Source organism: Streptomyces caelestis (assembly GCF_001279005.1).
GTDB classification, from domain to species: Bacteria; Actinomycetota; Actinomycetes; order Streptomycetales; family Streptomycetaceae; genus Streptomyces; species Streptomyces heliomycini.
The window spans coordinates 69,048-93,296 of the sequence record NZ_LGCN01000240.1; the positions used below are offsets into that span (position 1 = coordinate 69,048).

General features: G+C 73.1%; 16 protein-coding genes, 1 tRNA gene and 2 pseudogenes. 6 read left to right on the top strand and 13 right to left on the bottom strand.

Annotated elements, in window-relative coordinates:
* Position 1: 1 nt before the first annotated feature.
* Positions 2 to 1,135: an acyl-CoA dehydrogenase family protein gene (locus ADK41_RS31960; protein ID WP_199821916.1), complete on the bottom strand. Its 1,134-nt coding sequence runs from the start codon at positions 1,133 to 1,135 to the stop codon at positions 2 to 4.
* An 879-nt stretch (positions 1,136 to 2,014) separates the two neighbouring features.
* Positions 2,015 to 2,495: pseudogene (locus ADK41_RS44395) on the bottom strand (isorenieratene synthase); the annotation flags it as partial.
* A gap of 201 nt (positions 2,496 to 2,696) precedes the next feature.
* Between ADK41_RS44395 and ADK41_RS31965 the strand changes: the two are divergent.
* Genes ADK41_RS31965 through ADK41_RS31975 form a run of 3 tightly spaced genes read left to right on the top strand, consistent with a single transcriptional unit; the run spans position 2,697 to position 6,158 of the window.
* Entirely contained in the window at positions 2,697 to 3,542 is an 846-nt protein-coding gene (locus ADK41_RS31965; RefSeq protein WP_051843089.1) for a carotenoid biosynthesis protein, read from the top strand.
* The gene (locus tag ADK41_RS31970) at positions 3,539 to 4,663 is read left to right on the top strand and encodes a glycosyltransferase (protein ID WP_199821915.1); all 1,125 of its coding nucleotides are present in this window, start codon (positions 3,539 to 3,541) and stop codon (positions 4,661 to 4,663) included. Before ADK41_RS31965 ends, ADK41_RS31970 begins: the two co-directional genes overlap by 4 nt.
* A 1-nt stretch (position 4,664) precedes the next feature.
* Positions 4,665 to 6,158: a phytoene desaturase family protein gene (locus tag ADK41_RS31975; RefSeq protein ID WP_030823671.1), complete on the top strand. Its 1,494-nt coding sequence runs from the start codon at positions 4,665 to 4,667 to the stop codon at positions 6,156 to 6,158.
* Positions 6,159 to 6,171: 13 nt separating this feature from the next.
* Here the strand turns inward: ADK41_RS31975 and ADK41_RS40180 are convergent, their stop codons facing one another.
* Both ADK41_RS40180 and ADK41_RS31990 read right to left on the bottom strand, forming a co-directional pair.
* Positions 6,172 to 7,821, bottom strand: coding sequence for a YhjD/YihY/BrkB family envelope integrity protein (locus ADK41_RS40180; protein WP_158717659.1), 1,650 nt, complete (start codon positions 7,819 to 7,821; stop codon positions 6,172 to 6,174).
* A 1,468-nt stretch (positions 7,822 to 9,289) separates the two neighbouring features.
* Complete coding sequence (locus ADK41_RS31990; protein ID WP_030823675.1) at positions 9,290 to 10,054, bottom strand: calcium-binding protein; 765 nt, start codon at positions 10,052 to 10,054, stop codon at positions 9,290 to 9,292.
* Positions 10,055 to 11,412: 1,358 nt separating this feature from the next.
* Here ADK41_RS31990 and ADK41_RS32000 point away from each other — a divergent pair.
* Both ADK41_RS32000 and ADK41_RS32005 read left to right on the top strand, forming a co-directional pair.
* A complete protein-coding gene (locus ADK41_RS32000) occupies positions 11,413 to 12,018 on the top strand; it encodes a lytic polysaccharide monooxygenase auxiliary activity family 9 protein (RefSeq protein WP_030823683.1) in 606 nt (201 codons plus the stop codon).
* Between the two features lie 274 nt (positions 12,019 to 12,292).
* Entirely contained in the window at positions 12,293 to 13,783 is a 1,491-nt protein-coding gene (locus tag ADK41_RS32005) for an FG-GAP repeat protein (protein ID WP_030823686.1), read from the top strand.
* 354 nt (positions 13,784 to 14,137) lie between these two features.
* Here ADK41_RS32005 and ADK41_RS32010 read toward each other — a convergent pair.
* The 8 genes from ADK41_RS32010 to ADK41_RS32045 form a co-directional block, all read right to left on the bottom strand.
* Positions 14,138 to 14,211, bottom strand: a tRNA-Met gene (locus ADK41_RS32010).
* Between the two features lie 485 nt (positions 14,212 to 14,696).
* A complete protein-coding gene (locus ADK41_RS32015) occupies positions 14,697 to 15,635 on the bottom strand; it encodes an NAD-dependent epimerase/dehydratase family protein (protein ID WP_030823689.1) in 939 nt (312 codons plus the stop codon).
* On the bottom strand, positions 15,632 to 16,780 hold the full coding sequence (locus tag ADK41_RS32020) for a cytochrome P450 (protein WP_051843079.1): 1,149 nt from the start codon (positions 16,778 to 16,780) through the stop codon (positions 15,632 to 15,634). Before ADK41_RS32020 ends, ADK41_RS32015 begins: the two co-directional genes overlap by 4 nt.
* Positions 16,777 to 17,472: a hypothetical protein gene (locus tag ADK41_RS32025; RefSeq protein WP_051843080.1), complete on the bottom strand. Its 696-nt coding sequence runs from the start codon at positions 17,470 to 17,472 to the stop codon at positions 16,777 to 16,779. Before ADK41_RS32025 ends, ADK41_RS32020 begins: the two co-directional genes overlap by 4 nt.
* Complete coding sequence (locus ADK41_RS32030; protein WP_030823707.1) at positions 17,469 to 18,947, bottom strand: class I adenylate-forming enzyme family protein; 1,479 nt, start codon at positions 18,945 to 18,947, stop codon at positions 17,469 to 17,471. Before ADK41_RS32030 ends, ADK41_RS32025 begins: the two co-directional genes overlap by 4 nt.
* A complete protein-coding gene (locus ADK41_RS32035; RefSeq protein WP_030823710.1) occupies positions 18,947 to 19,687 on the bottom strand; it encodes a glycosyltransferase family 2 protein in 741 nt (246 codons plus the stop codon). Before ADK41_RS32035 ends, ADK41_RS32030 begins: the two co-directional genes overlap by 1 nt.
* Positions 19,684 to 20,715: a 3-oxoacyl-ACP synthase III family protein gene (locus tag ADK41_RS32040; protein WP_030823714.1), complete on the bottom strand. Its 1,032-nt coding sequence runs from the start codon at positions 20,713 to 20,715 to the stop codon at positions 19,684 to 19,686. Before ADK41_RS32040 ends, ADK41_RS32035 begins: the two co-directional genes overlap by 4 nt.
* A gap of 499 nt (positions 20,716 to 21,214) precedes the next feature.
* Positions 21,215 to 21,748 (bottom strand): 2'-5' RNA ligase family protein, encoded by a 534-nt coding sequence (locus ADK41_RS32045; RefSeq protein ID WP_030823716.1) that lies wholly within the window; start codon positions 21,746 to 21,748, stop codon positions 21,215 to 21,217.
* Between the two features lie 585 nt (positions 21,749 to 22,333).
* On the opposite strand from ADK41_RS32045, the pseudogene ADK41_RS32050 reads away from it, so the two are divergent.
* Positions 22,334 to 22,801 (top strand): annotated as a pseudogene (locus ADK41_RS32050) (oxygenase MpaB family protein); the annotation flags it as partial.
* Positions 22,802 to 23,095: 294 nt separating this feature from the next.
* Here the strand turns inward: ADK41_RS32050 and ADK41_RS32055 are convergent.
* The gene (locus ADK41_RS32055) at positions 23,096 to 24,232 is read right to left on the bottom strand and encodes an SGNH/GDSL hydrolase family protein (RefSeq protein ID WP_030823719.1); all 1,137 of its coding nucleotides are present in this window, start codon (positions 24,230 to 24,232) and stop codon (positions 23,096 to 23,098) included.
* Positions 24,233 to 24,249: the final 17 nt, after the last annotated feature.

Consider the following 24,249-nt stretch of genomic DNA (forward strand, 5'->3'; position numbering starts at 1 on the left):
TTCAACTCTCGAGCAGGGGTTCGTCGAGCAGGGCTCTGCCGGTCCATACCCGCAGCAGGTCGGTCACCGGGGACATCACGTGCGCGGCGCGGGCGTCGCGCAGCATGCGGTGCAGGGGTGAGTGCTCGCCGTAGCCGATACCGCCGACCAGGGTCAGGGCGTCGTTGACGGTGGCCTCGGCGGCCTCGGCCACCTCGGCCTTGGCGGAGGCCAGCCCCAACAGAGCCTGAGGTGCACCGATCTCAGCCTCGGCGGCGGCATGGTAGATCAGCCGCCGGGTGCGTTCCACGCGCGCCCACATCGTGCCCAGTCGGTGCTGGACCACCGGCTGGGCGGCAGCGGACCGTCCCACGCGCGCCTCCCTGTGCCGTAGCAGGTGGGAACAGGCCTCCTCCAGGGCCGCCGCGGCCACCCCCAGATAGGTGCCGGCCATGGCCATCAGGAAATAGGGGGCGACGACGTTGAAGACGTACCAGATCTCATCGCCCTCCTCCCCCAGCAGGCACCAGTCGGCGATCTCGGCGCCGCGCAGCTCCAGACCGCGCGAGGCGTTGCCGCGCATGCCGAAACCCTGCCACGACGGTCCCCACTCCAGTCCCGGCGCGGTGGCGTCGACCACCGTGCACGAGAACTGGCCCGGCGGCTTTCCCGGCCCGGCGGCCAGGGTCGACAGGACATAGGAATCCGCGTGGCCGGCGTTGGTCACGAAGCTCTTCGCTCCGGTCAGCCGCAGCATGCCCTCCCCGACACGCTCCATACGGGTCTGCGGCAGCCAGAACTCCCCGCCCGTCCCCGGCTCGGACAGGGCCAGAGTCGTCAGATGCTCACCGGCCGCAATCGGCTTCAGGTAGCGTTCCTCCTGCCGGCGACTGGCCTTCGCAGCGATCACCGCCGAGCCGACGAGATGCATACCGAAGCAAATCGACGTCGAGGCACAGGCACGCCCCGTCGCCTCACCGACCTGCGCCACCGCCAGCAAGCCGTGCCCCATCCCCCCGCACTCGGCCGGCATCACCAGCCCGCCCAGCCGGGACCGCAGCGCGGCCATGCCCTTCTCCGGCCATCTCCGCTCCTCGTCCACGGCCGCGGCCTCCGGGGCGAGAACCTGCTCACCGATCTCTCGCGCCGTGGCCACCGCAGCCCCGAGCTCCACTCCCACCAACGCTGCACTCCGCTGCTTCATAGGGCCCGGTCGACGGCATCGGCGGGCACGACAGTCCTCCTTCGGCGCACTACTGCCAGACGCCCACGCACCTCAACTCTACGGCGTACTCGGTCATCGCTGACAGTCGGCTCCGGAGGCCGAGGTCGCCGCCTTGCGGCGGGAAATGCCGTGCTGAAGAAAGAACGCGCGACCCTGCGTGAGGCGGCCCGGTGTTTCGCCTCGGCGGCGGGCTGCCGAACTGCTGCCGGTCCGTGAGGGGCCCTCAGCGCCGTTACGGTGCCAAGCGGTTGTGCCGCACCCCGGGCGTCACCCGCTCGAGCTTCTCCACTGGAGCCGGAGTGCACCGCCGCGAGCGGCCCGCCGAAGCCGACGACCGCGCCGTCCCGGGCCGCTGGGAAGGCGAGCAGCCAGTCGGTCATGTCCGGCACACACTGATCGCTGTCGGCCCCCTTCCCCGTGCCGCCACCCCCTGCAGCCGTTCTTCATCTTCCGGGTTCGCTGTGCTCGTCCCCGCACGGCCGGGCGACGCGACCAGCGGCGCGGCGAGCAGTGCCGCGGTGTGAGGCACGCGGACGGAACTGCCGGCGTCCCCCATGAGCCCAGCACGTGACGCCGGCTTCGGCGAGGTCGTCGACGGCTCCGTCCTCTTGGCGCCGCCGTCAGGTCGTGTCTCGAGCGGGGCCGGACGGGCGGAATCCGTGGCAGCCGCCCGAACGGATCGGTCAGGTCCTGGACGTTCATGCCGTGGCGCTCGCATTTCCCGGATGCCACGGCCGGCAGTGGTCGATCGGCGGCAGGGTGGCGTCCAGGATCACGAACGCAAGGCGGCCCCCGCCCCACGTCACGTCGGACGAGGCAGGGGTCCGGCGTCGTCACCGTAGGGCGGTCTCCGAACCCTCCGGAAGGGAACAGCGGGCAGTCCGCGTGGAGTTCGTGGCCCTCGTCGACCACCGTGGCGTTCGCCGTCCCCGGATGGATTCGTCGCGTCTGCCGTGCCGGCCGTTGCCCACCTGCCGCGGGTCGGTGACGTGGGCAGGGCACAGGCGTGCAGTTCCACGACGCGTCCGCCGCTTCGCCGGGCCCACGCCCGTGCCTCGTCCTCGTAGCGGTCGAGCACGCCGACGTTGTCCAGGGGACCGAGTCCACCGGCGCCCAGGAAGGCGGGCCGGTCCGTGTTCAGCGGTCGGTCGAGCCACAGGCGCGAGACCAGGAAGGGAGGCGCGCTGCGCAGGCGCGTGATCCGTCGTCGCCGTTCCCGTCCTCCCAGGGGCGGCGAGGCCCCGACGGGGCGCCGCAGGCCCCGGGCGTCCACGGCGAGCACCACGGCGTCGACGGCGTGCTCCCCGGTCGCCGCTCCTGCCCCGGTCATGACTTCGAGGGCGGAGCGCCCGTCGATCGTCCTGGGGTCTGCGGCGCGGAAGGCAGGACTGTTCGCGGGCACCGCGCCGCCGTGTGGTCCGTACCGGTGAAGCTTCTGGTGCCGTTCCCGCCGCTTCGGCGGGGCACCAGGTCGTTTTCCTATGCTCACGGCATGGTTCAGGTACAGGAACGGCCGGGGCTGCACCGCGGGCTCGGGGGTGATCGGCGGGCGGCCTGGTCACTGGCTGTGGCCGCCGTGCTGTGCCAGATTCCTTACCCGCTCGTGTCCGGTCCGCGGCGCGACGTGCTCACCGCCGTCGGCGTGGTGGTCTTCTGCCTGGCGTCCCTCGCGGCCGCCGCGCTGCGGCACGGTGTGCGGGGCCCCTTGGCGCTGTTCGTGGGGGCAGGGCTGGGGGGCCTGGCGGTGGAAGCCGTGGGGGTGCGTACGGGTTTCCCGTTCGGCGCCTACCACTACACGGGCTCTTTGGGGCCGAGCGTGGCGGGGGTGCCGGTGGTGGTGCCTCTCGCCTGGGTCATGATGGCCTGGCCCGCGCTGGAGGCCGGGCGCGTACTGGCCGGGGGCCGAAGGCGCGCCCGGACGCGTCCGGCCCGGGTGCGGACGGCGGTGATCGGCGGGTGGGCGCTGGCCTCCTGGGACGTCTTCCTCGACCCGCAGATGGTTGATGCCGGTCACTGGATCTGGTCGGACCCCCACCCGGCGCTTCCCGGCGTGGAGGGCGTGCCGCTGACCAACTTCGCCGGGTGGGTGGCCGTGTCCGTGGTCATGGTCGCCGCCATGGACGTCGCCTCCGGGCGCTCGGTGCGACGATCCGCCGGGAGCGGCGGGCACGACGGCCCGGCCCTCATGCTGTATCTGTGGACCTACGCCTCCTCGGTGACGGCCTGCCTGGTGTTCTTCGGCCGCCCGCAGGTGGCACTGGTGGGCGGAACCCTGATGGGCCTCGTCGCCGTGCCGCTGGCCGTGCGGATGACGGGTGCCGTCGGGAGACGAGGGTGAACCGGTTCCGTCCCGTGCGGACGATGGTCGCGGCGGGAACGGTGCTGGCGGCCGCCGGTACCGCGCACAGCGCCTGGAACAGCACGGCCCTGCGGATCCCGCCGCCGGATCCGCCGCCGGTGACCGAGTACGTGTCCCTTCTGATGCCGGTGCGCAATGAGGCCGGACGGGTCGGTCCCGCGCTGCGGTCGCTGCTGGCGCAAGAACACCTGCCCCGGGCAGAGGTCATCGTGCTCGACGACCAGTCCACCGACGACACCGGTGACGTGGTCCGTCGCCTGTGCGGACCGTACCGGCACGCCCGGGTCGTGCGCGGCACGGCGCCGAAGCCGGGTTCTCCGGGCAAGGCCCATGCCTGCCACCAGCTCGCGTCGCTCGCGCGGGGCAGCGTGCTGGTCTTCGTGGACGCGGACGTGGTGCTCGCGTCGCATGCGGTGGCGTCATCGGTGGCGCTGTTGCGTTCGACCGGGCTCGACCTGGTCTCCCCCTTTCCCCGCCAGGCCGCCGAGGGACCCGCCAACCGGCTCGTCCAGCCACTGCTGCAGTGGTCGTGGCTCACGGCGCTGCCGTTGCGGAGGGCGGAGGCCTCACCGCGGCCGGCGCTGTCCGCGGCGAACGGCCAGTTCCTCGTCGTGGACGCCACCGCCCTGTACGGATGCGGCGGCTTCGCCGCGGTCACGGACGAGGTCCTCGAGGACATGGCACTCATCCGGGCTCTGAAGCGGGCCGGCGGTCAGGGCGGGATCGTGGACGGCAGCCGGATCGCGAGGTGCCGGATGTACGACGGCTGGCGCGACCTGCGTGAGGGGTACGGCAAGTCCTTGTGGACGGCGTTCGGGTCCGGCGGTGGCGCGGCGGCGGTGTGCGCCCTCCTCGTCTGGGCCTACGTGGTGCCCCCGTTGGCAGCACTGCGGGGATCGCGCTGGGGAGCGGCCGGATACGTCGCGGCCGTGACGGGACGGACGCTGACCGCGCGGCGCACGGGTGGGCGGTGCTGGCCGGACGCGCTGGCTCACCCGGTGTCCGTGGGACTGCTGGTGGCGCTGACGGCGCGGTCCTGGCTCGGTCACCGCCGTTCCACGTTGACGTGGAAGGGCAGGCCGCTGCGGGGGTGGCACTGAGGTGGCCCGCGTCGCCGTGATCGGTGCCGGCATGGGCGGGCTGGCGGTTGCCGCCCGGCTCGCCCGTCAGGGGCACCACGTCACCGTGTACGAGCGAGCGGCCGTGTGCGGAGGCAAGCTCGGCACCGTGCGCCGAGACGGTTTCGCCTTCGACACCGGGCCGTCGCTGCTGACCATGCCCGAGGTCTATCACCGGCTGTTCGCGGACACCGGCGCTCCCTTGGAGCGCTGCGTACCGCTGAGACCGGTGGAGCCGGCCTGCAGCTACCGGTTCGCCGACGGGACCCGGCTGGCGATGCCCGGTGACCCGTGCCTGGTGCCCGGTGCGCTGGACGAGGCGCTGGGCGAGGGGGCCGGAGCTCAGTGGGCCCGGCTGCACGCGGCCTCCGGCGAGCTGTGGCGGTTGGTGGGCGAGGACGTACTGCGGCGTCCGCTCGGCGGTCCGGCGGGACTGCTGCGCCGCTCGGCCCGTCCCCGCGATCTGGCGGCTGTCGCTCCCTGGCGCACCCTGCGGGGCACCGGCCGACGGTACCTGCGTGATCCCCGGCTGCGCATGTGGCTGGAGCGCTACGCCACGTACAGCGGCTCCGATCCCCGGCGCGCGCCCGGTGTCATGGCGGTGGTCCCGTACGTGGAGCAGCGCTACGGCACCTGGTACGTGCCCGGTGGCCTCCGCCTGCTGGCCGAGGCCGTGGAGCAGCGTTGCGTCGACCTGGGGGTGCTGTTCCGCTACGGCTGCGGGATCACCGCGGTGGACACCTCGGGCCGGGGCGTCACCGGTGTCCGCCTGGCCGACGGCGGCACGGCAGCGGCGGACGTCGTCGTCTCCGGCGTCGACGCCGCGGTCCTTTACGGACGCCTGGCAGCGGACCGGCGCGGACACCGGCCTCTGACCGCCCTCGCACGTGCTCAGTCCTCGTTGGCCGGGTTCGTTCTCCTGCTCGCGCTGCGCGGGCGGGATCGCCGGGCACCGCACCATCGGGTGCTGTTTCCGGCGGACTACGACGCGGAGTTCGACGCCGTTTTCGGCGCTCCGGCCCGTCCCGCCGCCGACCCGACGGTGTACATCAGCTCTCCGGACGACGCCGCGCTGCGTCCCGATGACGCGCATGAGGCGTGGTTCGTCCTGGTCAATGCCCCCCGGCACTCACCGAGGGGGGCGCCCGGCACCGTCGACTGGACCGTCCCAGGGCTCAAGGAGTCCTACGCCGAGCGGATCCTGGACATCATGGCCGACCGCGGCACGGACGTGCGCCGGCGCCTGCTGTGGTACGAGGCCCGCACCCCCTTCGATCTGGAACACGCCACCGGAAGCCCGGGCGGAGCCATCTACGGCACCTCGTCCAACGGCATCCGCGCCGCTTTTCTCCGGCCGGCCAATCGCTCCCCCGTCCCCGGGCTCTTCCTCGTCGGCGGATCCGCCCATCCCGGCGGCGGCCTTCCGCTGGTGGCGCTGTCGGCTGAAATCGTCGCAGCGCAGATCGGTGACGCCTGATTCCGCGGGACCCTTACTTCAGCGTCCGCGCCACCCCGGCCGCCAGGTGCAGGAAGCCGACGGCTCCGGCCACCGTCCAGCACACCGCGCACACCGTCGCCCAGTCCCATCCCGTCCCCGGCGTGCCTTCGGACAGCAGACCGCTTCCCAGGCACGCGACCGCGCACAGCACCACCCGCAGCGGCCGTTCGGCGACGCTCAGCGCCCCGATTCCGCGCATTCCCGCCGCGTTGGCCCGGGCCCGCGCGTACTCGTGCAGCTGAGCCAGAAAAGCGGCCGCCAGGCACCAAGGGGCCGGCGCCCCCAGGACGTACAGGATCACGACGAGCAGGAGGTCCGCCACCCGGTCGGCCAGAGCGTCCACCACGGCGCCCAGAGGGCGGGCCCGGCCGGTGACCGCGGCGACCGCGCCGTCCAGCCCGTCGAACAGGCCGGACAGGACGACGAGCGCGCAGGAGGCCAACGGCCACGGGCCTCCCGCGGCCGCCGGTCCCACGGCGGCGGCAACCGTGAGGGGACCGGCCAGCGAGAGGAGATCGGGCGGCACGGCGCGAAGCGGACGTGCGCGGGCGCAGCGCTGGACCAGCGCCACCCACGTCGGGACCAGAACGCCGCCGGAGGGTTCGTACCCTCCGTGGAGCTCGGCCCACCGTGCCAGGGCGTCGGCGCGGTCGTGCGCCCCGGGGCCGGTGAACACCCTCCTGCGGCCGTGGGAGCGCGCTCCTGCGGCCCCGGTCGTTCCGGACCCCGGCCGGGTGGCGGGATCGCCGGCCAGGTGATCGCCCGGAGTACGGCTTCTCCGGAAAGGACGGGGCATCGCGAGAAGGGGGCCCGCGCGGCTGTCCAGACAGAGCATCAGCCGGTAGCCGACGAGCAGGACCGCGTGCAGCAGGTACAGCCACAGGCCCAGCGCCACGGTGACACCGGGGACGACGAGTCCGCCGAACGGCACGCTCCAGTCGACCGGGACGGCCAGGAACACCACGAAGCCGCAGAGGAAACCGCACAAGAACGCCCCCGTCACGAACGCGGCCAGGACCGTCGCCCGGGAGCCGGCGACACCGACGCCGACGAACCGGAAGACCAGGAGCACCTCCGTGGAGAGCAGGAGCCACAGCAGGTGGAAGGCGAGGAGGGCGGACACCGCAGGGCGCCAGCCTCCGGCGTCGGCCAGTCGGGCCAGCGCCGGACCGGCGTACAAGGCGGCGCCCATGAGAAGCGGGGCCGCCATCAGTGCGGGCACCAGTCCCAGCCTGCCCCGCCAGCCGGTGAACGTGTCGTCCTCCGCCGCGACCGGGGACACGTGCAGGAAGCCTCGTCGCAGCCCTTCTCCGTACAGGGTGGCGGGCACCAGCGCGATGGCGAGAGCAGGCCAGGACAACTGGACCACCGCCTCGGCCAGGGTCCGCAGTCCTGCCTGCACTCCGTGCCCGTACGGAAGCGCGTCCGCGATCCGCGCCACGGCCCGCCGGGTGTCGTCCCCGCCGAGCGCGGCCGCGCACAGTCGGAGCAGCACCAGCGCCAGGGGAACGACGGAGACCATCCCGAAGAAGGAGATGCCCGCTGCCACCAAGGCCACCTGTCTGCCGTGCAGACCGTCCCGCACCTCGCGGACGAGCAAGCGCAGCGCGCACCGCCGTGTGTGCGTAGCACCAGTCGGCACCGGTCGCTCCTCTGCACGTTCCCTGACCGATATGCGCGCTTTGGACGACAATACACAGGACGTCGCGCGACAGCAGCCCTTTCACGGGCCCGCGTCCGCGTCGTCGCCCCGGTGCCGGTTCCGATCCTCACCGGTCGGCGAACGGGCCTGGTCGCGGACCGTCCCCGCGCCGTCAACCGGCTGTGGGCGCGACTGCCCGGACTCCTCCCCGGCCTTGAGCGGGTTCTGGACCTCACGAACACCGGCCCGCTCATCCTGCTGACCGGCCACCAGACCCCGGCCGCCCTGCGTCTGCTCGGTACCAGGCGGCCGGCGGCCTGGCTACGCGACCGCAGCGTTCGCAACGCCGACCAGCTCACGGAGACGGCCTCCCAGGCCGCCGGACGCCGGGCGCCGGCACACCAGCCTGCCCGGCGAAAGGCCGACCGCGCGGACGGTGCACACGCCGGCGCAGGAGGTGAGGACTCTCCACCTGCAGGTCGCCGAGCTCGACAAGCTCATCGAGGCTCGGTTTCGCGACCCCCGCCACTTCGATGTGATCACCGGCATGCCCGGGTCGGGCGTCATCCTCGGTGCCGAGTCCCCGGCCGCCTCGCCGACTTCGGCGGCGCGCCGGTTCCCCGTACCTCGGGCAAGATCAGCGGGAACCTGCGTCGGGGCGCAGGAATCGAGGACAAGCCTCGTGTGCGTCCCGTTCCGGATCAAGAGGTGGTCGGGGGCCTCACGCCGCAGGGGTCCAATGATCTATTCGCGATGCGCGTTCGTCCGAGGGGCCGACGGTGCGGTCCTGACGATGTGGACGTCGTCGGCCTCGAAGACCGGACCGCATCGAAGGACTCGGTGCACTTCGCGTCCCGGTCGCGGAGCAGGAAATGCGGCGAGTCCACCCGAATGCCCAACTCGACGGCGGGGTTTCTTGCCTGTTGCACCGTCCAGGACCCGGTGGGACGGGCGGTCACCCCGGCGACGCGCAGCCTGCGTGTGCGGTGTTCGAGGAACACCAGCGCGTGGACCCGGCGCAGGCCGGCCAGGTCGACGGGGACGAAGTCGCAGGCGGCGGTGCCCTCGGCCTGCGCGGTCGGGAACTCGCGCCACGTCGGTCCGCTGCGGTGAGGATCTCCCGGACCGTCGTCGAACCGACCGGGTGTCCGAGCCGGACCGGTCCCCCCGGGTCCGTCGACAGCCCCAGCGGGGATCTCGCTTGACGAGCTACAGGACCAGAGCCTTCACCGGACTCGTGAGTTGCCTGCGCGGCAGCACCGCCGGAACCGCGAGCAGCCTGCGTACCACCCGGTACACCGGTGAGACGATCACCCGGACATGGTTCCAGCAGACCGTGATGCCGCGCCGGCCCTCTCCGGGCAGCGGCGATGGGTTTCCGAACGGTACAGGGGCGCCGACGGCGGTGGCTCGGCGCCCGCGACGCTGTTCGCGCCGCGGGCCAGGGCCTTCGGGCATGGAGGCGCACTTACGGGAGGACGATGTCGCGGCCGGGTCCGCCTTCGAGGACGTCCTTTCCGGCGCCACCGCAGACGAGGTCGTCGCCGCCTTCGCCGTCCAGTGTGTCGTTGCCGGGGCCGCCGAGGACGATGTCGCGTCCGTCCCCGCCCATGGCGTGGTCGTCGCCGGGGCCGGCGTGCACGATGTCGTCACCGCCGTGGCCCTCGATCATGTCGTCGCCCCGGCCGCCCCACATCTGCTGATTGCCGCTGTCACCCATCAGGTGGTCCATGCCGTCGCCGCCGTGCAGGACTGCGGGTCCCATGACCATGTCGTTCCCCGCGTCGCCCAGCACCGTGCGTGCGGTGTGGGCGTGCAGTTCGTCGTCGCCGGGGCCGCCGCTGACGGTGCCGATCCCGGGGGTGAAGGCGGCGATCGTGTCGTCGCCGTCGCCGAGGAGGACGTCGATCCTGTCGGGCCGGGGGCTGTCGGCGGGCAGTTCGCAGACGACGGAGGTGGTGTCCTCGGGCCTGGAGTACGCACAGTGGTCGCCCGGTTCGAGCGGGACCACGTCGCCGAAGCCGATCCGCCGGATCCCGTCGCTGGTGTACATGGAGAATATGTTGAGGTTGTTGGCCTGTCCTGCAGCGGCGGTGAAGACGATCGACTGAGTCGCCCAGTCGGCTCCGACACGGGCCTTCGCCTCGGCGGCGGCCGCCGCCGGGCTGACGGCGAGGCCGGCGGTGAACAGGGATACGGCGACCGCGCTGGCGGTGGCTCGTTTTCGGTTCATGAGACCTCGTCTCGGTGGAGTGACGGTGGACCGACCTGCTTGGCGTGGTGCTGCCGGGGACCGGGCGGCCCCGGTCGTAAAGGCAGTCTCCCCTGCTGGTCCGGATCCGCAAGACCGCGAATTGACGCGGCGTCACGGTAAGCCGATGCCCCTCCGGATGCGACGGTTGGGCTTCTTCGGTCAGCATGTTCCCGCTGTCGCCGCGACAGGGTTCATTACCTCAATTCTGTCTCAATAAAGGCGAGTTGGCCTAAGCAGTCGATGGCTGGGATTGCCGGAGGAGCGGAAGGCGGCTGCCCGGGTGCGGACGGAAGGGCTCCGCCTTCAGGCGGAACGAAGCGCGGTCGGAGCGTCGGGTGATCGACCGGGAGGAGCTCGTCGAGGCCCTGGCCGCTCCGGACGTGGCGGGAGTGCCCGCTGCGGGCGCGCGGGGCGGTATCGGCCGTGGCCGAAGAGGCCCTTGGCGCGGGCACTGTCGTGTCGCACCGGCACGAGGCGGCGACCGTGGAGGTGCTCGCGGTGGACTGCCGACGGATCGTCCAGCCGGTGGCCGCTACGTGGGTGAGGGCGGAGGGCTCGGCGGGGGAACCGTCATCAGTGGGGGAACCGGCGACGGCCGAGCCGCAGCCCATGCCGCCCGCTCACCGCGGGGCAGCCCTGTCCGGAACGGCCGTGTCGGCCAACGCGGAACGGACCCGGGTGTGATCAGCGAGGCCTCTTCTCCATGGCCTGGCCGACGGTCCACCGGGAAGTGTTCCGGCGCCTGGTCCACGAGCGTCTTGGGGCCGCGGCGGCCCAGGTGAACGGGAGCGCGCCGAGACCGATCCGCGTTGCCGGCGGCTTCCCTCGCTACGGCATCCATGCTCCAGCGCCGTCGGTTCGGATCCGAGGAGTACGCACGTTCCCGCTGCGTGCCATCGGCCGCGTTCCCCGCCCGATGCGCCTACCGTCACAGCTCCCACCAGGCAACTTGCCCGGCGGGGCCGATTCTGGTGTACGGAAGCGCACCCTTGGGACCCGGGATCTCGCGTGCCGGGGAACTGGACAGCCCTCACGCCGGAACCAGGTCTCGTTGCCATACCGCGAACGCTCCTCCCCGGCATCGCCCCGCACACCAGTCCAGGTCACGTCCTCGCTTTCCGGCCCCGGGAACGGTCCCGGCTCCCGACCCCCGGCTCGCCACCCATCCCTGTGATCAACTCCGTTTATTTCATTGACATTTCACTCAGAAGACGTACCGTTGGGAGCGCTCCCATAACAGTCTTGCAACTGGAAGGAGTTCCCCCCACATGCGTACACAGAGCCCGTTGACCGGGCGTTCACGGTCGTCCCTCCGCCGGCCTCTCCAGGCACTCGTCATGGTGTTCGCCGTGGTCGTCGGCGCATTGGCCTGGTCGGCCCCCGCCCAGGCTCACGGCACCATCGTCAACCCCGCCTCCCGCGCGTACCAGTGCTGGAAGACGTGGGGCAGCAACCACACGAGCCCGGCCATGCAGACCGAAGACCCCATGTGTTATCAGGCGTTCCAGGCCAACTCCGACACCATGTGGAACTGGATGAGCGCGCTCCGCGACGGCCTCGGCGGCCAGTTCCAGGCGCGGACCCCCGACGGGACGCTCTGCAGCAACAACCTCTCGAGGAACGCCAGCCTGGACAAGCCCGGGCAGTGGAAGACGACCAACATCAGCAACAACTTCACGGTCCAGCTGTACGACCAGGCGTCCCACGGCGCCGACTACTTCAAGGTCTACGTGAGCAAGCAGGGCTTCAACCCCAAGACCCAGACCCTGGGCTGGGGCAACCTCGACTTCATCACGCAGACCGGTCGCTACGCCCCGGCGCAGGACATCAGGTTCAACGTCAACACCTCCGGCTACACCGGACACCACGTCCTGTTCGTGATCTGGCAGGCCTCGCACCTCGACCAGGCCTACATGTGGTGCAGCGACGTGAACTTCGGCTGAGCCGGAGAGCGCCGCGCACGGCACCGGCTTCGGCCGGGCGCCGGTAACCCGCCGCCCGGCCGACCGAGCCCCGTCGGGGCAGGGGACCCATTGGGTCACCCTGCCCCGACGGGGCTCCCTGCGTTCCTGGTGTGAACACGCCCGATCGCGCGGCAGTCTCCCGGCATCAGCGTCACCCCTCGGTCACAGAAGGCCGACAGGCCGCAACTTTCCCTGTGCGCCGTGGATCCAACCTGTGACCGCGACCCGTCTTCCCCGCGCATGGGAGCAGATCATGACCCACAGACGTTCCACGGCGGTTGCCGCCGCGTCGTTCCTGCTGCTGAGCGGTGTGGCCCTCACCGCCGCGCCCGCGGCCTTCGCGGGCACGCCCGGCGGCACCTACGCCGACGACCGCGACAGCGACTTCGACGGCGACGGTTACGACGACGTCCTGACCGGCGCTCCGGGCGGCACCGACGGCGGCAAGAAGGGGGCGGGCTACGTCACCGTCCAGTACGGCGCCGCGAGCGGCATGGGCACCGCCACCAGCGTCCCCCGGGTCCGCACCGCCGTCTTCGGTCAGGCGACCGCGGGGGTCCCGGGCTCCGCCGAGTCCGGTGACGGCTTCGGCACCGCCGTGGCCACGGGGGACCTCGACGCCGACGGCTACGACGACGCGATCGTCGCCGCGCCGGGCGAGGACGAGGGTTCCATGAGCGACGCGGGCCGGGTGACGGTCCTCTACGGATCCCCGGCCGGCCTGACCCCCGCCCGCAGCGTCGCCCTGAGGTCGGACGCGCCCGCGGCGGACGCCCGGTTCGGCCTGGCCGTCGCCGCCGCCCGGCTCTCCGGAACCGCACCGGGCGACGTCCTCGCCGTGGCCGACCGCGGGGGCGTCTCCCTGTTCACCTACGGCGCCGGCTCCCTGGAAGGAACGGGCCGGCTCGACACCGCCGGTGTCCCCGGCCGCGACTCGGTGCAGCCCGTTTCCCTGACCACCGGGAACTACGACGGCGACGGATACGCGGACCTGCTCGTGTCCGGCAGCAGCCTGGAGGAGGACTACAGGCCCCGGTCCTCCCTGTACATGGGTGCCGCGGACGGGCCGGCCTACACCCGCGACCTCGCCGGCGGCTCCGCCACGGCGTCCGGCGACATCAACGACGACGGATACGACGACCTGGTCTACGGCAGGCCCGACAAGCCCGAGGACGAGAACGAACCCCTCACGGGCGGATCCGCCGGCGTCTACCTGGGCTCCGAAGACGGCATGGAGAACGTGGACGAACTCGGCACTCCCGCACAGGTGTGGACCCAGTACACCGCCGGTGTGCCGGGCACCGCCGAACTCGGCGACGGCTTCGGCGCCGACGTCTCCCTCGCCGACATCGACGGTGACGGCTACGCCGACCTGGCCGTGGGCGTGCCCGGCGAGGACATCGGCGCCGTGGCGGACGCGGGCGGGGTGCGGATCCTGCGCGGTTCGGCCGCCGGGCTGACCGCGGTGGGCGCGAAGTCCTTCGACCAGAACTCGGCGGGCGTGCCCGGCACGGCGGAGAAGGGGGACCGCTGGGGCGGACAGGTCCGGCTCGCCGACACGGACGCCGACGGCCGCTGCGAGCTGCTGGCCGCGGCACCCGGCGAGAACACCGGCGACGGGGTGGTCTGGTGGCTCGCCGCCTCCACGACCGGGACGGTGAGCACCGGATCATGGTCGTACGGCGGAGGCTCACTCGGCGCTCCCGGAACCGACGCGCGCTTCGGTACGTCGATCGACGAGTGAGCCGACGCGGGCGCCGCTTCGCCGATCGTGCGGCGGACAGGTCCCGTCACAGGGTTCGTCAGGGGGCGGCCTCGGGGCCGCCAAGTCCCGCCGTGCTGTCCGAGCGGGCCTGAGGAGACCTTATGCGGGCGTGATGCGCACCGCATGCGTTGCGCGGCGAAGGAGGGACGGCTCCGGATCGCCGAGGCGGCCATGGGTGACGGCTGTACGAGGTTCGGGGCGCGTGCCGGGTCTGTGATCCGTCGTCAGGCGGCTGCCATCCGGCGGAGACGGCAGGGTCGGCGAGGTGGTCGCACGGTGCTTGGGCGGAGGAACGTGTGAGGGGGCCCGGCTGACGCCGGGCCCCCTCTTTCGTAGCGGGGACAGGATTTGAACCTGCGACCTCTGGGTTATGAGCCCAGCGAGCTACCGAGCTGCTCCACCCCGCGTCGGTAAGGACACTCTACACGGGTTTCAGAAGCCGGCGGGGACGTCGGCCGCGGACGACGTTCTCGGCCTGGGGGCACCGCCTCGCCCATGAGCTCGGCTGTCCGGCGGTGGACGGCCGGTTCCGCCTCCAGTTCGGCGATCCGCCGTCGTGCGGCCACCGGCTCGGCCTGGTCCTCGCCGGCCGACACCGGGCAGTTGCCCGGTGTCGGCGAGGTGCTGACGGCGTCAGACGTAGATCGTCTGTTCACTGGCGCCGAGGTCGTGGGCAATCCGTCGGACGGGCCGGCCGGCTTCGACGGGAGCGAGGACCTCGTGCCGGAACTCGGCCGGGTGACTACGGGGTACGGAAGCCTCCTTGAGTGTCTGGAGCATCTTCCGGCCGACAAGGTGACTCCACCGGGCCCGGGGCGCATCAGAGCCTCCATCAGACCCGGAGCGGTTCGGTTCCGGCGCGAGGTGCGCGGTTTCGCTGTCTGTGTCTTGGTCAGCGGGCCGGTCGTGCTGTGGTCGTTCGTCCGCTCAGGAGGGCGGTTTCGTAGTCCTTGAGGGTGCGGCCGGCTGTCCATCCTCGGGACTGGGCTTTGGACACGTCCAGGACCACGGAGTGCGCCAGTTGGTCCACGGCGTAGCGGGTGAGCGGCGGCTCCGCGCGCGGGCGCAGTCGGGCCGGCGTCCGGGCGGCGGCTGCCGCGGCCCGGGCCGCGGGCAGCGGGATGTGGCCGATGCGTGTCCGTACGCCGTGGGCGCGCAGGACCGTCCGGATCGCTTCGTCCCGGTCGTAGGGCGTCGGGTCGGCGATGTTGTAGGCGCCCGGCGGCCAGTCGGCGGCTGTGAGGCAGGCGTCGGTGAGGTTCTCGACGGCGGTCAGGCTGAGGCGGACGCTGGGTCCTGGCAGCATGAGCAGGCCGTGGCGGACGCGGGAGAGCAGCCGGGGCGCCAGGTGCGGGTCCCCCGCTCCGTAGACGGCCCGCGGTCGCAGTACGACGGCGCCCGCGGCGAGTGCCAGTGCTTCACCGGCGGCTTTGGTGCGGCCGTATGCGTTCAGGTGTCCGCGCACCGGATGGTCCTCGGTGATGCGGGCTCGCCCGGGGATGGGCGCGTAGACGCTGGCGCTGCTCACCCACACCACCGGCCGGCCGGCGGCCGCCTGCAGCAGCCGTGCCGTGCCGTCGACGTTGACGGCGTGCATGGTGGCCTCCGCCGTGGAGCCGGGCGCGGGGTCGCCGACGGCCGCCGCGCAGTGCACGACGAGGTCGGCGCCGGACAGGTCCGGCACCTGGCGGGTGGCGTCCCAGGGGGTGTGCCGGCCGACCGGGCCGGGGCGTCTGCCGACGCACAGGACGTCGGCGCCGCGGGCGGCGGCTGTGGTGGCGATGTGCGAGCCGCAGAAGCCGCTCGCGCCGGTGACGGCGATGGTGGTCATCGGTTTTCCGCGGTTCGGCGGGCGTCGGTCGCCCGGATGGTGAGGGAGCGCCAGGTGGGCAGGGCCGCGCGCCGGTCCACGCGGGCGCGCAGGATGGCAGGGCGGTGGGGGGCGAGTGCGGCGAGGACGTCGTCGAGCTGGGTACGGGCCAGGCGTGCGCCGGGGCAGGCGTGGGGGCCGGCGCCGAAGACGAGCTGGGCCACGGCGGGTGGAGCGGGGTGCCGGGCGTTCGGTGGTTGGTCATGGGCCCGTGCGGCGTGCCGTGCCACCAGGAGCAGGCGGTCCCCGGCTCGTACCGGGCAGCGGTCCAGCTCCGCGTCGGCCCCCGCCACTCGGGGCAGCAGCGGGGAGGGGGCGGTCACTCGCAGTAGTTCGCCCACCAGGGCCGGGCGCAGTCGGTCGTCGGCCGCCTGCTCCCAGAGGCCCGCGTCGGCGCACCAGGCGGCGGCGCGCGGGAGGGCGGCGACGGTGGTGTTGACGGCGGCGAGCGCGAGCATGGCCCGCAGGGCCGGTCGGGTGGTTTCGCCGGATGCCGGGGTGAGCAGTGCCTCCAGTCGTGCCGTCGCTCCGGCGGCCGTGCGTGCGCTGCCCGGTCGCCGGGGACCGGGCAGGTGGTCGCGTACGGCGGCGGCCGCCGCCTCGGCTGCCGCCGCGGCGATGTCCTGCGGGTCGCCGCTCGTGCCCAGCAGCACGCACACGGTGGCTCCGGCCAGTTCACGGGCCAGCGGTACGAGGTCGACGTCGCGGCCCGCGCGGAGCGGGGCGAGGCGGCGGTCCAGGACGTTCTGCCACACCGGGCGCAGTCGCTCCACTCCGGCGGTGCCGAGTTCGTCGGCGATGGCGCGTCGGGTGGCGCGGTGCTCGGCGCCTTCCTGGTCGAACAGCGTGCCGCCCTCGGACAGTTGTCGGGCGGCGCCGCCGGTGGTGCCGGTGGCGGTGCGGTTCAGCGGGACCTGGGTGAGGGCCTGTCGGTAGGGGGTGGCGCCGTGCACCAGCACCGTGCGGCCGATGCGGGTGACCGTGCGGCGGCGGGCGGCGGCGAGGAGGGCGAACAGCACGGGGTGGGAGCGGGTGTACACGCGCCGGTCGCGGCGCCGGGCGGCGCGGAGTGTGGATGCGGTGGGGGTGGCGGGAGATGTGCTCATCTGGCGTGTACCTGTTTGGGGTCGGTGGGCCGGCAGCGGTGGTCCCCGTACTGCGGGAGGGTCCGGTGGGCGTCCCGGGTCCGTAGGCGGCGCGGGCCGGTGCGGGCCGCCATCGGCTCGGCACGGGTGTCGCGGTCGTTGTGCTCATGCGTCCGGGGGAAGAGGACGATGTCCTCGGGCGGTCCCTCCATCGGGGTGTGGGGTGTGCCGCCGCAGCGCGGGTGGGGCGCGGCCGCGAGGGCGAGGGGGTGGCCGTGGCGCAGCATGTGGGGTGTGCGGTGGCGCGGGTGTCCGGTGCGGTGGTGCCCGTGCGGTGCGATCGTCCCGGGGGCCGTCGGGAACAGGTGCCGCTCGGCGGGTGAGGGCTGCTCGTCCCGGCGTGGCAGGCCGCGGCCGCGGGCCGTCTGCGTTCCTCGCGCGAGCTCTGCGCGCGTCTGAGCGGTCCGGTCGGCGACGGGCAGGCAGTCGGCCGTGCGCACGAGCCGTCGGGGGCCGTGTGTGAGGGCGTACCGGAAGCCGGTGTCGGCGGCGCCGGTGTTCCGCTTCTCCTCGCGGACGAGGTGTGCGGGGAAGGGCGCGGTGGCGGCGCGGTGGCGTGCGAGGGCGGCGGTCGCGTCGGTGGGGGCGTTGTCGACGACGGTGCGCGCGACGCCGGTGTCGCTCCGGGAGGCGAGCGCGGCGGGGGCGGTCATCCCCGGCTCCGTTCGGCGAGGCGCCGGGCGGCGAGGCGCGCGGTCTCGGCACGGTCGGGCTTGCGGGAGCGGCCGGACACCGGGATGTCGGCGAACAGCACCGCGTCCGGCCGGGCGGTGCCCATGCGCTCCAGCGGTCCGTGCAGGGCTGCCCGCAGCGCGGCGCGGTCCGCCCCGCCGCCCGGCTGGACGACGGCGACCAGGCGCTCGTCGCCGTCGCCGGCCGGCACGCCCACGAGCAGGGCCAGTTCGACGCCTGGTACGTGCAGCGCCGGCTCGTACAGTCCCGGGTAGATGTTCTCGGCGCGCCGCAGGACCATGTCCTTGCAGCGGCCTTCCAGTACGATCCGGCCGCCGTCGAAGCGTGCCCGGTCGCCGGTGGCGACCCACGGGTCGGGCTCTTCGCCCAGGTAGCGGTCCCGGGCGGCGGGGCCCGACAGCAGCAGTTCCCCGCGGGCGTCGGTCTTGGCCGCCACTTCGGGAAGGGGCGTGCCGACCAGGTCCCCGTCGCCGGTGAAGGCGGCCTTGTCGGCCTGCTCGACCGCCGCGGCGGGGAACAGCTCGGTCAGCGCGTAGACGCCCCACGCCTCCTCGGCGCCCGCGCGCTTGACGCGGGTGAGCAGGTCGGCGCTCGCGGGGGCCGAACCGGTCCACACCCGTCCGCAGAACCGGCCGTCCTTCGCGAGCAGCTGCCGCAGCTGTGGCGGCGTCAGATAGGTGGCCTGCGGCGCGAGGCGGCGCAGTTGCCGTGCCAGGACGTGCGGCGAGCGGGCGGGCAGGGCCACCGGCGCGCCGCTCGCGAGGGACGGCAGGAGGACGAAGAAGGTGCCGCCGAGGACGGGCCGTCCGGGCTCGGGCCGTACCAGCTCGGTCACCGTGGTCATGCCGGCGGCGAGCGAGGAGCGTGTGTGCACCACCGCGCGGGGTTGGGCGGTGGTGCCCGAGGTGAAGACGATGACCGCGTCGCCGTCCTCGTCCATAGGGGGCGGCAGCGGTACGGTTCGGACGTCGGCGTCCAGGGCCGGGGCGCAGCCGGGCGCTCGGGGTCCGATGGTGGCCACCGGTCCCAGCTCGGCGAGGTCGGGCAGGGCCAGGCGGGCTCGATGGGCGAGCGGCCGGGCCCATCCGGCGGCGGCCTGGGCGGCGGCGTCGGCGAGGACGATGCCGGGGCGTGCCAGGGCGAGTCGGGCACGCAGTACGTCCGCTCCGACGCCGGGGTCGAGCACCGCGGCGCGTGCCCCGAGCCGGTGCACGGCGAGCATCACCGCGAGGGCGCGGGGTCCGGGCCGGACAGCGACGCCGACGGTGGCGCCGCGTGCGACGCCCCGTCCGCGCAGGGCGGCCGTGTAGCGGTCGGCGAGGTCGGCCAGGTCTCCGTAGGTGGCCTTGGTGCGTACGGCGCCGGTGCGGGTGGCGCCCAGGACGGCGGGCCGGCCGGGGTGGCGCCGCAGGGTACGGGCGAGGGTGTCGAGCATCAGCGAGGGTCCTCCCCGTGGCGGCCCGGGCCCTTGTCGAGGTACCAGCGGGCGGTGCCGACAAGGCCGTAGGCGCGCAGCCGGCGGGTGGAGTTCTCCACGAGCATGCCGGGGGCGTGGACGATGGCGGTGGTGCGGCGGCGCACCCGGTTCAGGAAGAGCCGGTCGGTGGGGGACGGGCGGCGTGGCATCCCGCCGACGGCCTCGTACAGTGCGGCCGTGACGGCCATGTTGTTCCCGGCGTGCATCCGGTAGGGGGTGAGGTAGCCGTGGCGGCGATGGTGGGCGGGGCGTATGCGGCCGAAGAGGGCGGCCGTGCGGACCAGCAGGCGGAAGGCGGCCCGTCCCAGCGGCCCGTGCTCGTCGCGGCGTGCGTCGACGCGCCCGCAGACCAGGCCCGCGCCGCGCCGCAGGGCGCCGCGGGCGCCGGCTGTCCAGCCCGGGTGCGGCAGGCAGTCGGCATCGGTGCGGGCCAGCCAGGTCGCCCCGTGCTCGATCGCGTACCGGAAGCCGGTGTCCACCGCGCAGCCCACGCCCTTGTCCGGCTCGCTGAGGACGTGGACGGGGAAGGGCGCCCAGCGGGCGAAGTCGTGGGCGAGGGCGGCGGTGCCGTCGGTGGAGGCGTTGTCCACGACGACGAGAGTGAAGTCGCGGTCGTGCTGGGCCGCGAGTGCGTTCAGCGTGGCGCCGATGCGTGCGGCCTCCTGGTGCGCGGGCACCACCACCCACAGGGTGCTCATGTCTTCTCCCAGACCATCGTCATGATGCTGACGCCGCCGCCCAGGCCGACGAACAGGACCCGGTCGCCGGGGTGCAGCCGCTCGTGGACGCGGTCGAGCTGGACGCCGAGGGTGGCGCTGGCCATGTTCCCGAGCTCGGGCACGGTGACGACGAGCCGGTCCCGGGGGACGCCGGTGAGTTCGACGAACCGCTCCAGGTACGGCACGGTGACCTGGTGCACCAGGATGTGCCGGAAGTCGTCCCACGCCAGTTCGGTGCGTTGCCGCATCCGGTCGAGCACCGATGTGCCGACCTTCTCGAACACCTCGCGCAGCTCGCTGCCGTCACCGTGGAAGTAGGTGTGCTCGTCCCCGCGGGGGTGACGCGAACCGCCGCCGAAGATGCCCCCGACCGACCAGTGCCCGGAGTGTGTCTCGGTGTCCACGTCGAGGATGCCGCCTTGCTCCACCGGCTCCAGGACGACCGCGGCCCCGGCGTCGCCGAAGGTGTATCCGGCGAAGCCGTCCCGTAGCTGGTCGGGGCCGGACGGGGCGTGGCGGACCGCACGGCTGGGGGTCTCCCCGGTGACGACCAGGGCGCGGCGGGCACGGCCGGCGAGAATCATCGCCCGTGCCGTGTCGATGCCGTTGACGAAGCTGTTGCACGCGTTGGTCACGTCCAGCGCGTGTGCCCGGGAGCCGAGTTCGGCTTGGACGATGTGCGCGGTCGCCGGTTCGGCCACGTCCCGGGTGGCGGAGGCGAACACCAGCAGGTCCACGTCGTAAGGGGTGAGAGCGGCCTTGTCCAGTGCGGTGCGGGCGGCGCGCACCGCGAGCGTCGAGGCGTACTCGCCCTGCGCGGCCGCCCGGCGTGAGGTGATGCCGGTGACCCGTTCGAGGATACGCGCCGGCAGGGGCAGCCCTGAGGCCGCGGTGATCTGTTCCTGGAGCTGCCGTGACGTCACTTCGCGTTCGGGGAGGCAGGAGGCCACCGCGGTGATGCCCACACGGGGGCGCCCCGGGTCGAAAGCAGCGTGGTGTATGTGCATGCGCCGAACGCTATGAGCGGGTCGGGGCGGGGTGCTTGAGTACGGGTACTCAACTGTCATGGGTGGTTGGCCGTGCCGGAGAGACCAACGGCTGCGGCGTGAACTCTCCCCCGGTGATGCCGGACGCGGTGGAATCCGCCGCGGATCCGGGTGACAGGTGGTTCGCCTCGTGCCCCTCCCCCTCCCCCCTGGAAGCGTGTACGGCCCGGCCGGCAGATCACCACGCACGAGGACCGAACCGTGACCGGGACCGCCGTCGCCGTGGAAGTTCATCGCCCTGCCGCCACCATGCCCGAAGGATGACGTGACCGGCTGCCGGCCTCACTGCCGGTGCACGTGTCCCCGTACTCGGCGGAGCGCTCACAGAAGGTACGCCGACCGCAGGAGCGGGACGCCCGGATCACGAAGCGCCGCGGCGACAGGCGCATCACGGACGGTACCGCCGGCCGCTGGGTCACCACTTCGGCCGGGACGCTGACCGGCCGGCACCGCGGGCCCCTCAGGAACAGGGCTCCAGCACCTCTACGACACCGGTCTCGGTGTCGTAGCTGCGCAGGGCGATGAGCCGGGCTGGCATCGGCGGTGCCGGCAGCAGTTCGGGGACCCGCCGGCCGGCGAAGGCACCTGCCCGCCGGGTACGGCCGAGGGTGATGTGCGGGCTCCAGCGCCCGGGTTCGTGGAAAGGGCTGAGAGTTCCGGGCGGGCTGTCCGAGACGACCGCCTCCCACACCCGGCGGTGCAAGCCGGTCAGCGCGGCGTCGCGGTCCAGTGCCCAGGCCAGCACCGAGGTGGGCCGCTCGAAGCGAACCACGCCGGTGAACCGCACCGGCAGCGGCAGGGCGGCGGCCACCTCGGCGAGCTCCCAGCGGATCGGGGCGGTCAGCTCCGGGCAGGCGGCCAGGGTGAGGTGCGGGCTGTTGGTCGGTGAGCGGTGACGCGCCTGACTGGGCAGCCCCGCGTCCGCGAGCCGCCGCCAGGCCTCCCGGACCGCCGACTCCGCCGCCTCGTCCAGCAAAAACTCGACCGTGCGCACCACCGCAGCCTACCGGCGGTCTGTGCGTGAGCACGCCCCTCACGGACAGACCGCACTGTCCGGGAAACACAACGGAACACGGCAACGAGACCGATCACCAAGGTGTCGCTTCCGGAGGTGGGGGCTCGCTGATGTCGTACGCGCATCCCGGACGAGACTCGTGGCCGGCTTGTCGTGAGGTCGGCGGTGTCGTTCCCGCGTCCGGAGGAGCGGCGGTTGCTGACGGCCGCGGCGGGCGCACCGCGCTCGAGGTGGAGGCGGAGCTGTTCCGGCCGGTCCGCTGGGCGAGCTGTTGAAGGCGGGTGACGTCGGCCGGGTCGGAGTACCGCCGGCCGTGGTGCACGTGACGGCCGTCGACCAGCACGATCCCCCGTTCGAAACGGGCCGGCCACCGCGCCCGCATCCGACCGTGAGCATGCTGCGCCGCGGCCTGTCCTCCCGCGAGCTTCCCAACGGCAGCCGTCTCGACGGCGCGGCGGCCAGACGATACCGATCAGCCGGGCGGACGTCCTGGCCACCTGGCACAGTCCGGCCACATTTGTCATGCGCAAGCCAAAAGACTAGGGTGTCGGGGTCAGCACCGCCGACGCGGACGCCTACCCGCACGTGTGGCGGGTGTCCGCGGCCATGCTCGGCGTCGACGACGAGTACATCCCCGCGACCTGGGAGGCGGCCGAGGCCCAGTCCCGGCAGGTCCTCGACCCGATCCTGCTCCGTACCGCCGAGGGCGATGCGCTGACCGACGTCCTCCTCGGCATCGTGGCCGAGATCGACGGTGGTCTGACGCGTCCCCTGATCAGCGCGTTCTCCAGGTACACGCTCGGCGACCGGGTCGGCGACATGATCGGGCTGTCCAAGGAGCCGCTCCCACAACCGCCGATCGCGACGGCCTGGCCGCTGCTGGTGGCCTTCCGCGAGGGGCTGATCCTCCTGCCCGGCATCCCGGCGATCGTCTGGACCCTGGAGGAGGCCCTGCGCCGGTTCGTCCTGCTCTTCCTCGCCGAGGCACAGCCGGTCAGCATCGAGATCCCGGACGCGAACCGCCCGTCCTGACCGCCCCTGCCGGCCGACAGCCGACGCCGGAGCCCGGCGCCGCTCGGGTCCCGGCCCCGCCGGGGCAGTGGCGCTTCCTCCCCCTGCCCCGGCGGGGCCGGGACGCATCACCGGCCGACATGTCCAAAGGCTTTGCCAGGGCCGCCGAGGAGCCCTTCGCGCACGCGTCCGCACCGGCGGACTCCCCCGGACCGAGCCCCTGTCCCCACCCCGCCGGCCGTACGGACGGACAGTCGTCGTGTCGCACCGCGGCGGGCGGTCCGGGTCCGAGGAAGGCCCGGGCCGTCCTCCCGGTCACCACTTCAGCGGCAGAGCGGCGAGATGCCGGTCGAGCAGGCCGGAGATGATCCGGTGGTCGCGGAGCGAGGGGTGCCAGTCGCAGCCGAGCCGGTCCAGGCCGGGATCGTCGTAGTACCAGTGGCTGACCCGGTCGTCCCCCCGCGCGTTGCGGTCCTCGACGATGCCTCGGGCGGTGTCGGCGAAGGCGGTGCCGGACACCGGGGTGGCGCTGACCACCAGGAACGTCTTGCTTCCGTAGCGGGACCGCAGCTTGTCGAGGAAGCCGTGGTAGGCGCTCGTGTAGGCGGCGATCAGCTCGCTCTGGGTGGCCCACGGCTCGCCCGGGTGGAGCGGGGTCGAGAAATCGTTGATGCCGAGGCCGATGACGACGACCTGCGGCCGCCAGCCGCGCGGCTTTCGCCAGACGTCGCCGACGACGTTCAGCAGGGCCCGGTCGTAGTAGGTGCGGTAATCGGTGCCGGGCTCACCACCGTTGTAGTTGCGGACCATGCCACGGCCGGAGAACGCGTTCTGCTGGTAGTCGGCGCCGAGCTCTCGGGCGGTGAGGGCGCCGAAGGCGAGGTCCGCGTTGCTGTTCCGGTCGACTCCTCCGTTGGCGGAGCAGTCGCGCGTAGCCGACACGTTGCCGTATCCGGCGGTGAAGGAGTCGCCGATGAACTCGATCTGCCTGCTCCGCGCCGCGGGGGCGGCGAGGACCTCTCCTCCCCGAGCGGCGGCGAATCCGCCGAAGCGGCCGGCGGCCCACGGGCTCTCCGTCCGCTTGACGAGCCGCACGGTGTGCTCGGTGTCGGTGAGATTCCTGATCCAGGACGTGGTGCGCCCGGGAGTAACCAGTGTGCCGACGGTCGTTCCGTCGATCTGGACGTCGTAGTCGTTGGCGGGGTCGTCGAGCACGATCCCCACGCCGGTACCGCGGAACCGGCCTTCGAAGGCGATGCCGGGCCAGGTGTACCGCACCGAACCGTCAGCCGCCTTCTTGACCCGGCCCACCGTGCGGAACCCGCCGAAGGCGGAGGACGGCCGGGAGCGGTGGGCGACGGACGCCTGGGAGGGAGCGGCCGCGGCGGCGGTGACGCTCGCGGCGGCGGCCGTGAGCAGTGCCCGCCGGGAGAGGTGGGGAGCGGTGCGCATGAGCGGTCCTTCCGGTG